Annotated in this window: 12 protein-coding genes; all 12 read right to left on the bottom strand. The window is 40.9% G+C overall.

All coding sequences use genetic code 11. The annotated features are described in order from the left end of the window. Positions 1-78: 78 nt before the first annotated feature. Complete coding sequence (locus ACIQYG_RS16570; RefSeq protein WP_402840254.1) at positions 79-1,872, bottom strand: ATP-binding protein; 1,794 nt, start codon at positions 1,870-1,872, stop codon at positions 79-81. After that, the gene (locus ACIQYG_RS16565) at positions 1,869-2,585 is read right to left on the bottom strand and encodes a response regulator (protein ID WP_034308096.1); all 717 of its coding nucleotides are present in this window, start codon (positions 2,583-2,585) and stop codon (positions 1,869-1,871) included. The genes ACIQYG_RS16570 and ACIQYG_RS16565 overlap by 4 nt, the downstream gene beginning before the upstream one ends. A 296-nt stretch (positions 2,586-2,881) precedes the next feature. Continuing rightward, a complete protein-coding gene (gene ccsB / locus ACIQYG_RS16560) occupies positions 2,882-4,060 on the bottom strand; it encodes a c-type cytochrome biogenesis protein CcsB (RefSeq protein ID WP_402839860.1) in 1,179 nt (392 codons plus the stop codon). Then, a complete protein-coding gene (gene resB, locus ACIQYG_RS16555; RefSeq protein ID WP_402839857.1) occupies positions 4,053-5,696 on the bottom strand; it encodes a cytochrome c biogenesis protein ResB in 1,644 nt (547 codons plus the stop codon). The genes ccsB and resB overlap by 8 nt, the downstream gene beginning before the upstream one ends. Positions 5,697-5,714: 18 nt before the next feature. Next, on the bottom strand, positions 5,715-6,245 hold the full coding sequence (gene resA, locus ACIQYG_RS16550; RefSeq protein WP_402839854.1) for a thiol-disulfide oxidoreductase ResA: 531 nt from the start codon (positions 6,243-6,245) through the stop codon (positions 5,715-5,717). Between the two features lie 207 nt (positions 6,246-6,452). Continuing rightward, positions 6,453-7,193 (bottom strand): 23S rRNA pseudouridine(2605) synthase RluB, encoded by a 741-nt coding sequence (gene rluB / locus ACIQYG_RS16545; RefSeq protein ID WP_034308106.1) that lies wholly within the window; start codon positions 7,191-7,193, stop codon positions 6,453-6,455. A 302-nt stretch (positions 7,194-7,495) separates the two neighbouring features. Further along, entirely contained in the window at positions 7,496-8,023 is a 528-nt protein-coding gene (locus ACIQYG_RS16540) for a spore maturation protein (RefSeq protein WP_402840251.1), read from the bottom strand. 13 nt (positions 8,024-8,036) lie between these two features. Beyond that, positions 8,037-8,630, bottom strand: a complete 594-nt coding sequence (locus tag ACIQYG_RS16535) for a nucleoside recognition domain-containing protein (RefSeq protein ID WP_048680124.1) — start codon at positions 8,628-8,630, stop codon at positions 8,037-8,039. Beyond that, entirely contained in the window at positions 8,623-9,783 is a 1,161-nt protein-coding gene (locus ACIQYG_RS16530; RefSeq protein WP_402839850.1) for a D-alanyl-D-alanine carboxypeptidase family protein, read from the bottom strand. The genes ACIQYG_RS16535 and ACIQYG_RS16530 overlap by 8 nt, the downstream gene beginning before the upstream one ends. Positions 9,784-9,941: 158 nt before the next feature. Further along, complete coding sequence (locus ACIQYG_RS16525; protein WP_402839847.1) at positions 9,942-11,588, bottom strand: FAD-dependent oxidoreductase; 1,647 nt, start codon at positions 11,586-11,588, stop codon at positions 9,942-9,944. Positions 11,589-11,764: 176 nt separating this feature from the next. Continuing rightward, entirely contained in the window at positions 11,765-12,328 is a 564-nt protein-coding gene (gene ahpC / locus ACIQYG_RS16520; protein ID WP_061144331.1) for an alkyl hydroperoxide reductase subunit C, read from the bottom strand. A 440-nt stretch (positions 12,329-12,768) separates the two neighbouring features. Further along, complete coding sequence (locus tag ACIQYG_RS16515; protein ID WP_402839844.1) at positions 12,769-13,644, bottom strand: superoxide dismutase; 876 nt, start codon at positions 13,642-13,644, stop codon at positions 12,769-12,771. Positions 13,645-13,710: the final 66 nt, after the last annotated feature.

The following is a 13,710-nucleotide window of genomic DNA, read 5'->3' as shown; positions in this document are numbered from 1 at the left end:
AAGACAAGTTGGAAAGAGCTCCAATTGCCTTTGTCTTCTCAGTTCCTTATGAAACAAGATTTTTTGGCAAGCCACCCGTCATTCAGCATTTTCCATAATTCGAGGCAGAATAATACTGAACGTCGTCCCTTTATTAGGTAAACTGTTTACCGAAATGTAGCCGTCATGGGCATTGATGATATTTTTTACGATTGCCAAACCCAATCCGGTACCCGAGCGGCCGCGGGTCCTTGCTTTATCCGCTTTATAAAACCTCTCGAATACAAAAGGCAAATCTTCTTCGGGAATTCCAGATCCAGAGTCCCTCACATCAATGATCAGACCCCTTCGATCACTTGTCCTCTGAATGACATCAATGTTACCGCCTGGAGGAGTATGACGAATCGCATTATCAATTAAATTAGTCAAAACCTGTTCAATACGGTCCGGATCGAAATGCCATTGAATTTGATCATCTTGCAGGTTGGCTGATATTGTAATCCCTTTTTCTTTAGCCAGCCCAGAGAACTTACTTGTAATCCTCTTTAAATAAGGAGAAATAGGTACACATTCATAACTAAGATTCATTTTACCCGATTCCAATTTAGCTAGATCGAGAAGATCATTGACTAAACGTCCCATTCTCAAAGATTCATCATAGATGATGCGGGCCATCTCCACCTTTTCCTCTTCACTGCTCGCAATGTCATCTACAATCGCTTCACTATATCCTTGCAACATTGAAATCGGCGTCCTTAACTCATGGGAGACATTCGCTATGAAATCAGTCCTAAGTTTGTCCATACGTCTTTCATCACTCATATCCCTTATGATGGCCACCGCTCCCCGAATGTTGTCGCCATTTGTATATAGCGGACTGACAATCAATCCCCAATTACGGCCCTGCAAGGTAATTTCACCGACTTGTTCCTTATCGAAGGACTCTGATTCATCAAAAAGATTCATCAAAACCAAAGGGACATTCACATTATCTTCCCGGTTATAGCCCTTTTCAAAGTACCAGGATTGCAGAAACCTTTCCGCTGGCGGATTCGTTTCAAGAATTGTGCCATCTTTATTGAAGGTAATGACGCCATCTGCCATACTGCTAAGTATGCTTGAGAGATGTTCCTTTTCCTGGCTGAGTGCATTCATATTGAATTTCAGTTGCTTCCTCATCTGATTAAACGCTATGGCCAGCTCACCGATTTCATCTTGGGTCAGTATTGGAACCTTTGTATCAAATTTCCCCCGGGCAATCGCTAGGGCGGCTTCCCTCATCTTCACCAATGGGGCATTGATTCTTGTGGATAAAAAGAAAGCAAAAATCGTTGTCAGAATAATGGCGATGCCCGCTGCCAATAAAATGAACTGCGTAGTGGATTTTGTGGTTTCTTCCATGGACTCCAACGATTGAAATAGGAACACTTCATCCTGTTCCCCATTCAATTCAAGTGGAATGCCTACCACGATTGCGGACAAACCCTCGTTTCCCGCATTATCGGAAAGCGCCATTTCCTTTTTTACAGTCTTTCTTTCCGTAAAAACCTTGAGCAATTCGGAATCATTTTTAATGAGTTCCGGCGTAATTTCAAACTCATTATCTCTTCCGATGGATGAGAAAACCATTTTGTCATCATTAAGAATGATCATTTTCGTTTCATTGCCTATTAATTCTGAAGCTATTTGTAAAACCTCATTGCTGGATCCCTGATGTTCATTGGTTACCTTAATGATTTGTTCAGCCGTTTTGGTTAAATCATTTTCAATATTTTCAATTTGGAAATTCTCAAAGAATTCGACCAGCAGAACGGTTAAAACAATTAATACAAACGACACGAGCAATAGGATCGTTGCCCATAGCTTCCCTACAACACTGCCCCATAGCATCAGTCATTAATGACTTCGAACTTGTAACCTACACCCCAAACGGTCACAATCATCTTTGCTGCGTTTTCGGATATGCGGTTTAATTTTTCACGCAAGCGTTTAACATGCGTGTCTACAGTTCGAAGATCTCCAAAGAATTCATAGTGCCATACTTCCTTTAACAATTGTTCCCGGTCGAAAACCTTATCTGGGGATTTCGCCAAGAAATATAACAATTCATATTCTTTTGGTGTTAATGAAACCTCTTTGTTATCAGCAAGTACACGGTGGGCATCATTATCTATTGTTAGATGTGAGAAGACGATCACATCTTTTGCCGTCGTTTCCGTTTGCATGTAACCTGTGCTTGAAGATCGACGCAATAAAGCTTTAACCCTTAACACGACTTCACGGGGACTGAACGGCTTTACGATATAATCATCTGTCCCCACTTCGAAGCCTTGAACGCGATTCACTTCTTCCCCTTTAGCCGTCAGCATGATAATCGGAGTCGTTTTCTTTTCCCTTAATTCACGGCAAACTTCGATTCCATCTTTACCAGGCATCATAATATCCAATAAAATTAAATCATAATCATTTTCAAGGGCTTTTGTTAAAGCCATATCTCCATTTTCAGCTTCATCGATTATATATTCTTCTCTTTCCAAATACATCTTTAGTAGCCGGCGGATTCTTTCCTCATCATCCACCACGAGAATTTTAATAGCATTATACATTATGTAATCAGCCTCCTATCATATATTCTACAAAATGAATACTTCCATGACTAATACTTTTTCCTTACATAATACGATAAAGAGCCAATTTCGCATGGCTTCCCTGAACCTTTCACCATTTTGTCACAAAAAAAGGACTTTGACCGGTCATTAAGAATTGATAAGTGCTATTTCACCAAAATATTCCCATTAAAAGGGATGAAGGAAAAAAGGGATCATTCTCTAGAAAAATCGATAAGCAAACTCCTCGACGTTTCTATCAAAAGACCCCCTTCATCCAATATTACAATACAGAATCAAGCATATGAATGCAAACCAGCAATAACAAGATTAACGAATATCAGGTTAAACATTATGATGGCAAAACCGATGACGGCAAGCCAAGCCGATTTTTCCCCTTGCCACCCCTTTGACATCCGCAGATGCAAGAAAGCCGCATAAAACAACCAAGTAACCAGTGCCCAAACCTCTTTTGGATCCCAGCCCCAGAATCGTGTCCAGGCCACTTGAGCCCAGATCATTGCAAAAATTAGGGCACCGAGTGTAAAGATCGGAAAACCGATAAGGACCGAACGATAACTAATCTCGTCCAATAAATTCAAATTCACATTTTTAACGATCGGTTTAATCAATGCTGCCACTCTTTTGCGAGCAATCAACCTTATTAAACCATACAGGACGAGTCCCATGCCGAATGACCAAAGAACAGTATTCAGTTTCTTGGCATTGATCAGTGCAGGCATGTCCACCAGTGGTTCAAATCGATCCCCCTCGATGAGTTTCCCTTCATTGGGACCTACCAACGCCGGTAGGTTGAATTCCTGTTTGACCTCTGCACCTTTTTTATCGACCCAATCAAAATTCGCCTTATAATCCATGGCGGCAAAAGAAGAAGTGATGATGACGAAACCGATGGTGCAGACTAATGTGAACATGATGACTTCAAGCCAGAACGTTCTTTTGCTTGATTTTGTCTGATCAACGAATTTGATTAAATAAATGATGGCAGTAACGAAACTTATGGCAAGGATCGACTGTCCTGCCGCTGCAGTCGTTACATGAATATGTAGCCAATCACTCTGCAAAGCAGGGATGAGTGGCGAAATTTCTGTAGGGAACATACTTGCATAAGCGATTATCAATAATGCAATCGGTAAAGCGAAAAGACCAAGGGCAGGTGTTTTATAAAGAAAATAAATTAATATGAAAGCACCGACCAGCATCATTCCGAAAAAGGTCGTGAATTCAAACAGGTTACTTACCGGGGCATGGCCGGCAGCAATCCATCTGGTGATGAAATACCCAATTTGTGCCGCAAACCCGAGAATGGTGATGAAAATGCCCAGTTTTGCCCATTTGTTTTGTTTCTTTTCCTCCGCACCGCGTTTATCCTTGATCGATCCCCCGAATAAAAAGGTAGCGATCAGATATAAAATGAAAGCTGCATATAAAAGGTTACTGCTTAATTCAGCCATTTAATACTTCCCCCTTACTAGACTCCTCTTCAAGTTGATCCATTGGTTCGGAAAGTGATGTTGATTCTATCGCTTGTTTTATATCTCTTTTAATGCCGTGCCAGTTTTTGTTTGTATGGCCGGCCAAAAGTATCCCATCATCTTTCCTCTTAATCCATATACGCCGGTGATTCCAATATGACCCTTGGACAACGCCGATCATGAAGATGATTCCACCCGTGAATAGGATCCAAAGCGTTAAATCCTTCCTGACGGTCAAAGCCGTGACATCTTGGGTTTCCACACCATTAAAAGCCATTTTATAGGTGTTTTCCCCTAAAGGCTCCACAGTTTCCTTAATCGCTACGAAACTGACTTCACCCTCTGGCTTATCCGGAGTATGCATTTTAAAGATAAATGCTGGATTATTCGGAATCTTCGATATCGTTCTAGGTTCGCCTTTTTCATCGAACTCGAAATCGGGGAAGTAACTGATCAAATCAACGGAATATCCTTCTTTCAACTCGTATTTCTTTTGAGGGTTGTTCAAATCAACCTTTAAGCTTCCATATTTCTCTTCGGTTTTTTTATTTATCAAATTAAATGCCATCGTACTGAGCTCATCCAGCTTATAGTCTACTTGGTAGAGGGCATAATGATCATGTTTCAGAGGTTCATTGACTTTGATTTTATAATCTTTAAGCTTATCAAGGTCCACTTTTTCCCCCGGTAAGGTATCTCCCTTGCGCTCATAGAGCGTAACATCGGATTGATATGTTTTTGCGATCGTTCCGGTTTTATCAATTGCAGCACTGTACTGCTTATCTTCTTCACTCTCTTTATCATACACCTCTAAGGTAAATTCATTATTCTGAAGGTAGTATTCACCATTTGTACCCGGGATTTCTTTTCTCTCTCCTTCACGCAGCCAAAGTACTTTGTCGATATACATCCCAGGGACGGAACGTAATAATGCCCCAATTAAGAAAATGATAAGTCCAATATGATTTACATAGGGTCCCCAACGTGAAAAACGACCCTTTTCGGCAAGTATATGACCGTTTTCCTCTCGAATATGATAACGCTGCCTTTTTAATCTATCCTTTACTTCTTCAAGGTTTATATCTTGGTCTTCAAGCTTTGTCTCCCCATAAATCCGCTGACGTTTCATGAAGCCGTCATGACGTGTGACCCCTTGTTTTTTTAACGATCGATATAATGGAAAGAACCGGTCGATACTGGCAATCAATAGTGATATGCCCAGCATGCCTATGATAATCAAATACCACCATGAACTATACAAGTTATGAAACCCGAGTTCATAATACACCATCCCGAACCAGCCGTATTCCAGTTCATAATGCTCTGCAGGCGTAGCAGTTGAAGGGATGTACATTTCCTGGGGTAAAATCGTCCCGATTGCTGAAGCGATCAAGGCAATGACAATGAGCGTCACCCCGACCTTAACGGAAGAAAAGAAGTTCCATATTTTATCGATGATCGTTTTTTTATATGTTTGTGAACGCCTGGCACTTCCTTCATATCTCATATCAATAAGCTTGTTCTCTTTTTCGTTATCAAGCACCATACCGCATTTACCACAAATCTTTGTGCCAAATGGATTTACATGACCACAATCGCATTTTACTTCTTTCATGTCAAAAACTCCCCAATATCATGGTTTAATTCTCTCCATATGCTTTTGGATGCTCTCTTCTGTCAAAGCTCCGGTGATGATATCTATCACTTTCCCCTCTTTATCAACCAAAAAGGAGACAGGCAATATATCCACGCGATAAGCATTTTCCACTTCCCTACCTTTATCGATCATGACAGGAAAGGTAAGATTATGCTTTGTAATGAAATTATTGACAGCATAGTCAGATTCCCCGACATTAACCGCCAATATCTCAACGCCCTGGTCTTTAAAGTTTTTATATTGATTTTCCATATAAGGCATTTCATATTCACACGGCTTGCAATATGTACCCCAAAAGTTCAGGAAGACGCCTTTTCCCTTGTAATCGGAAAGTTTATGCTCTTTACCTTCCATATCAGTCAAGACGAAATTGGGTGCATCGGATCCTTTTCTCAGGCTTTCATTCTTATCTTTAGTGAAATTCGTATAAAGGGCAAACACTAAAGCTGCACCTAAAAGCAGGAGAATGATGGTTCTGCTAATTAGGCGTCGCTTCTTTTTATCCATAGAAATCCTCCTAAGGCCACACTAAATTTACCATACCATTATACCATTTAACGCCATGTCCTTTATATTTACATTTCTGAAGGTTTTGTGACATTCTTTCCCGATTCATGAAGGAAAAGGTATTTACAGGTTGTTTTCCACCACCCATTCTTCCAGGGGAAGAATGGGGTAGTGGTTTCAACCCAAAAATACAGGAAAAATACTCGCTTACATTCTCCGCTGTTTAGGCTCGGTCGTTGCTAAAGTCCGCATTAATTTAACTTCATGTGGAGTCAGCTCACGGGAATCCCCTGCAGTCAAACCGTCCAAGGTCAAGAAACCATATTGTTCCCTCTTCAATTTAATGACGGGATGGCCAATTGCTTCGAACATCCTGCGGACTTGCCTGTTCCTGCCCTCATGTATTGTGATTTCAACTATGGCCGTTTCCTTTTTCTTGTCGGTAGACAATACCCTCGTCTTGGCAGGAGCAGTCTTGCCATCCTCCAACTTGATACCCTTATCCAGCTTTTTCAAGCTTTCACGCAAAGGCATCCCTTTCACTTTTGCCACATACACTTTATCCACTTCATGCTTCGGATGCATTAACGTGTTTGCAAATTCCCCGTCATTGGTTAAAATCAACAAACCCGAAGTATCGTAATCCAAGCGGCCAACTGGATAAATCCGTTCATTGATGTAAGGGAAAAAGTCCGTTACGACTTTTCTGTTCTTATCATCAGAAACAGCCGAAATGACGCCGCGCGGTTTATAGAATAGGAAATAAACCGGAGCTTCTTTTTCAAGCGGGACTTCATTAACCTCAACCTTATCATTAGGCCCCACTTTCACACCTAATTCCTTCACTACTTTGCCGTTGACTTTTACCTTACCTTCTAAAATCAACTCTTCTGCTTTACGGCGGGAAGCCAGTCCAGCATGTGCTATCACCTTTTGTAATCGTTCCATCTATCTTCACCCCATAGTATAATCATTCGTTTGTTATTGTCTATACATACACAATCATACAATTATTACATATCGAGAGGCAAAAACAAAAGGTTTTTCGTGATTAAGAGCTTTCTTTTATTATTACACCAATAATGGGACGGTTAAATGGGTTGGTTTCCATAATGAGTGTAACATAGCTTATTTTTCCATACAAAAAAATGTTTCTTTTGAGAAAGTTTGAATGCACCTTAATGATGGAGGGCTACTTTTAAGAAAAAAAGACAAAAAAAAAGAAATGGAATCTTCCATTTCCCTAACTTTTAATTCATACCGAAAACCAGTGTGACGACGATAACGGCAGCTATGATTCCGATCAAGTCTGCCAAAAGACCGACTTTAAGGGCATCACCCATTTTTTTGATCCCGACGGCTCCAAAATAAACAGTCAATACATAGAAGGTGGTATCCGTACTTCCCTGAATAGTTGCAGCCAAGCGGCCAATAAAGGAATCCGGTCCATAAACAGATATCAGGTCGCTGGTTATTCCTAAAGCGGCTGTTCCGGATATTGGTCTAATAATCGCAAGGGGTAAAACCTCAGACGGAAAATGAAGAAGGGAAAGCAAGGGGTGCAGTGATTGTACAATGAAATCCAAGGCCCCTGATGCCCTAAATACCGAAATCGCCACAAGCATCCCTACCAGGAAAGGGATGAGGGAAAAGGACATGCTGATTCCTTCTTTCCCCCCCTCTACGAAGGTCTCATAGGTGGGAACTCTCTTCAATGTGCCGTACAGTAATATACCTAGGATCAAAATCGGTATCATCCATATTGAAATGGTGGTCATCCAGTGCAACATCCTATTCCCTCCCGCTCCTCTTTCTCCTGTAATAAAAATATCGATCTATCGCGATTCCTCCAACGGCAGAAATGGCCGTTGCTATTATGGTCGGAAAAACGATGTCCGTCGGGGAGTGGGCATCGTAGTTCATTCGGATCGCAATGACAGTAGTTGGAATCAACGTTACGCTTGAAGTATTGATTGCTAAAAAAGTGACCATCGAGCGGCTGACCGTTGCTTTTCCTCCATTTAGTTTCTTTAGCTGTTCCATGGCTTTTATACCAAGAGGCGTAGCTGCATTCCCCAACCCGAATGTATTTGCCATCATATTGGAAAGTATATACCCCATAGCGGGATGATTAGGAGGCACTTCAGGGAATAGCCATCTCATGAACGGCTTGAACAAGTTGGATAGTTTATCTAACAGCCCCGATTCCTCCGCGATTTTCATCAAACCCAGCCAAAAGACAAGTATGCTCATCAGTCCCAGGCAAAGGGTGACCGCTTCCTTTGCGCTGACAAATAGAGCTTCATTCACCTGATCCATCGTTCCATTAATCATGCCAAAGACGATACCGATCACAAACATCCCGACCCAAATGTAATTAACCATTGCGTCCGATTCCCAATACCGCTTCAAATACTTCAGCCCATGAAGATTGGAATGATTGTTGCTTGAAGCTTTCTTTTGATTCCCCATAAAAAATTGAACGAGTGCCTATTTTCTTTCCATCAAGATAGATGGATGCTCTGCCGACCACTTCCGGGATTTTCCTTTTATCTTTCCAAGCATTCCGGGGCTTCAACAATTTCATTTTCACATTGACCAATTCTCTCTCTTCCTTTGTTAGTGGATACGAAAAATCATTTTTAATGTAGACATGTCCTTTATATATTTTATTTTCCATGTTTTCCACCATGCCTGCGGGTAAAATTTCTGTAGGCGTATAATCCTTAAAGGCGGATTCGTACATTTGAATATGATCATTCCAATCATCCGGACCATTCAATGTCACAGCAATCAGGTCAAGCTCGTTTTTTGTTGCCGTCGTGACCAAGGTACGTTTTGCTAGTTTGGTATACCCTGTTTTCCCCCCTGTGCAATACTCATATAATTGTGTAAGTAGGCGATTTTTGTTCTTCCATACATAATCCCATTGTTCTGTGGAATTAGGTGCCCTGTGTTCCTTTGTGCCGGCAATCTTTACATACGTTTCATTTTGCATGGCATAACGAGTGAGAATGGCCATATCATATGCGGTTGAATAATGGTTCTTCGTATTATCCAAACCATGTGGATTTGAAAAATGGGTATTTTTCATCCCTATTTCTTCCGCCTTTTGATTCATCATCCAGACGAATCCATCCAGGCTTCCGCCAACCTTTTCACTGATTGCGACTGCTGCATCATTACCAGAACGAAGCATCAAGCCATATACCAAATCTTCGAGCTTAATTCTTTCTCCTACTTTTAAGTAAAGGGAAGATCCCTCCGTCCCGAAGGCATTGCTGCTCACCTTCACTGTCTCATCCATTTGTCCCGATTCAATAGCCAAGATAGCCGTCATTATTTTCGTAATGCTTGCTATGCGATTCTTTTCATGAGCATTCACTTCATAAATGACCCTTCCGCTATCCTCATCCATTAAAATCGCGCTATGGGCACTTACGGATACATTTGCATTGGCACTTTCTACAGGTGCCATTAAAGACAAAAGGAGAATGACGATACACAAACTCGATAACCCTTTATATAGAAAACGCATGAGTGCCCCCTCGTCTCTTTACTTGTTTTTGTACAAGTTTATGCAAAGGGACAAGGGTTATGAATAAAAGAATCTAATCCTTCATGATATCTACTGATTTTCAAGGGAAAAATCCCATAAAAAAAATCGATAGGGACCCCTATCGATTTAGTGTTCTATTATACTAATAATGCAGCGATTTCATCAATTTTCTTAGCTCCGAATACCACTTGTTCATCATTGATGATCATGGCCGGCACGCTCATGACTTTATATTTCTTCTTGATTTCCTGGAAATTGCTTATATCGACCATTTCAGCTTCAACGTTAGGGTTTTCAATCGCTATGCGCTGTGCACCCACTACAACGTCAGGACAGTAGTGACATGCCAATGAAACCATGACCTTAATGTTCGCTTTTTTACTGATTCCCTTAATTGAATTCAATACGACTGAGTCCAATGCTTGACCAGGTCCAGCCAGGTTATAGATGGCCAAAATGAAGGAATTCAACTCATGGCCGCCTGGTACACCGTGGTATTTAACGCCACTGTATTCACCATTCGAATTTAAGAGGGAAACGACAGGGAACTTATCTGCATTGATTTTTTCTTCAATTTCCGTATTTTCACCTTTGTTGTATAACTCAAGATGAAGCTTATCTCCTAATTCCGCAACATCCAACAGGAAGTCTCGCAATTCGACTGATTTTGGCAAACTTTCATCGACTATGGACACCAATGTAACGTCGCTCTCCATCTTGCCGAAGATTCCCTTTAATTGGCCACGTAACGCATCACTTAATAAAGCGCTCTTGCCTGCTGGGACAGCGGCCTGTTCTTTTTTCGCCGGTTTTTCAACTTCAGGTTCATCTTTGATTCCTAGGCGATCCTTTTCTTCTTCAATATATTTCCCGGCATCCGTTGCTGCAATCGCTCCATCAGATACAGCTGTGATAATCTGGCGCAAGGATTTTGGCCTTAGGTCGCCCGCCGCATAGACACCATTCACATTAGTCTTCATATCATCATCGGTTAAAATGTAACCAGCATCATCCATTTCGATATGGCCCTTGAATATCTCTGTCTTCGGCTCGTAACCTATGAAAACGAATACTCCAAACGTATTGTCTTCTTCCTTCGCCTTATATTCAAATTCTTCTTTAGTAACGTTATTGATGAAACGTGCACTTTGAATCATCCCGTCTCCATGAACCCCAAGGATTTCCGTATTGAATTTCACTTCAATCTTATCATTTGCCATTACTTTATCAACAATGGACGGGGCACACGAGAAGCTTGATTCTCGGGCGATGATTGTAACTTTTGTAGCAAAACGTGTCAGGAATATTGCTTCTTCAGCGGCTGCATATCCTGCACCGATAACGAAAACTTCCAACCCTTCAAAGAATTCACCATCACATGTTGAACAATAAGCTACACCGCGGCCAGTGAATTCCTCTTCACCTGGAAAACCCAGCGTCCTTGGAGAAGCACCCGTTGCAATGATGACGGCGCGTGCATGGTAGTCCCCGCCAAGGGTTTTTACGACTTTCACCTCACCGGAGAAATCCACGCCCGTTACATCAGCTTTAGCGAATTCAACGCCAAAATCTTCGTTTTGAAGCTTCATTTCTTCAACTAATCTAGGGCCCGATATATGACGGATACCAGGGTAATTGGCTATTTCCGATGTAGTGGCAGCTTGTCCGCCGCCAGTTCCTTTTTCAAGAATTATTGTCTTTAACTTGGCTCTTCCAGCATAAACGCCGGCTGAGAGGCCTGCAGGACCGCCACCAATAATTAATAAATCATATATTTTTTTCATCTTTTGTGCTCCTTGCTGAATGATAATACGTACTAAACTGTTATTTTGAAAAACAAAAGGCACTTATTTTAGGTAAGTGCCTTTTGTCATTGGATCTTGTCGGACGAATTGTCCCAGTAATCGTAATCAAAGCTGGTTATGTCCATTGATTAAAGAAATGGACCATCCCATAAATATTAAAGTTTACCTACTAGGTCCAGGCTTGGTTCAAGAGTATCTTCACCTGGAGTCCATTTTGCAGGGCAAACTTTATCCCCATGTTCCGCTACGAATTGTGCAGCTTGAACTTTTCTTACAAGTTCTTCAGCATTGCGGCCAATTCCTAAGTCATTAATTTCGTATGCTTTAATTTGTCCTTCTGGATTTACGATGAAAGTTCCACGTAGAGCCAATCCATCTTCTTCAATCAATACACCGAATTGACGGGATAAAACGTTAGCTGGGTCAGCTAACATTGGATATTGGATTTTACCGATTGTATCAGTAGCATCAGCCCATCCTTTGTGGCTGAAATGAGTATCTGTTGAAACTGAGTAAACTTCACAACCAATTTCCTTGAATGTTTCATAGTTATCCTGAAGATCAGCTAATTCAGTTGGACATACGAAAGAGAAGTCAGCTGGATAGAAAAAGAATACTGCCCATTTTCCTTTAACATCTTCAAGTGTAACTTCCTTGAATTCTCCTGCATGGTAAGCTTGTACTTTAAAATCTTCAACTTGTTTATTGATCAATGACATATTAAATTCCTCCAATAGCTATTTTTTTATCTGCTCCTGTTTATAATAATTATTAAATAGAAACTAGTCAATAAATATACCTTAATAATTTTTAAGTTCACAAATTGGTCACAGTTTTTATATTAATATAAATTAATTATTATTAAAAACCCATAATACTTCAAAGTAGCATTTTCAACACAGTTCCAATGTTATTTCAAGGATTCAAATAAGACACATACTCATTATTTCGTTAGATGATATCCTCTCCTTTTCAATCTAATAATAATATCCAAATGAGAATCATAAGTCGCTTTAAAATAAAATCTGCGGGTCTCCCTTCATATCTTTCCCATATTCCCCCTGAAAAATTCGTGTTACAAAATTTCAGGCAAAAAAAAAAAACGAACCTTCACGGCTCGTATATTTGTAATTGGTTCTCCATAGACATTATTAATCAGTTATTGCTTTTTCCAAATAAGCTTTTTCGCTTCGGTGAATCTTACGGCTGTTTTCGGCCAGTTTACAACGTCCCACCATTTGTCCACATAGGCAGCACGATTATTTTTATATTGCAGGTAATAAGCATGTTCCCATACATCAAGAACAAGGATTGGGATCGTATCCCACTGGGTCAAAACCATGTGCAATTCCGATTGAAGTATTTCTAGCCGCCGTGCACGCGGGGCCCAGACTAAAATCGCCCAGCCAACACCTTCTACTTGTTTAGCAGCCTCACTAAAATGACTTTTAAAAGCTGCAAAGCTTCCAAAATCCTTCTCAATCTGTTTAAGTAAATCGCCCCTTGGCTGTCCGCCCCCTCCCGGAACCATCACTTCCCAGAACAGCGTATGGAGATAATGGCCTGATCCATGAAAGGCCGCTTCCTTTTCCCAATGTTTCAACAAGGAAAAATCATTCGTTTCTCTCGCTTTTTTCATCATCAATTCCGCTTTATTCAAACCATCGACATATGCTTGATGATGCTTATCATGGTGCAGATACATGATTTCCCTTGAAATCGTCGGTTCCAGCGCATCATAGGCATAAGGTAACGGCGGTAGCGTATGCTTCCCAATCGGTACTGATTGCCTTTCCTGTATATTGAATTCCCTAGCGAGTTCTTCAATTTCCTCGTAGACCCGAGCCATCTCTTCTTCAATCAGGACCATATCCTCATAATCCATTTCTTCCTCATCCATATTCTTTGCCAACTCGGAAAGCCGTTCAATATTTGACAGCAATGGCGAATCGGTGAAGTCGATCACCTCAAGATATTCCATCACTCCATCGACCCAATCACTTACCTCTTTAGCATAGTCTCTTACCTCAGACATCTTGCAACCTCCTCTTAACCTTTATGCACATAAATCATCAAAGTATTTTATGTTTCGATTAAGCGG

Source organism: Peribacillus sp. NPDC096622, assembly GCF_044762665.1.
GTDB lineage: Bacteria > Bacillota > Bacilli > Bacillales > DSM-1321 > Peribacillus > Peribacillus frigoritolerans_B.
The sequence above is the reverse complement of the archived record's forward strand: the minus strand, read 5'-3'. Positions and strand labels throughout refer to the sequence as shown.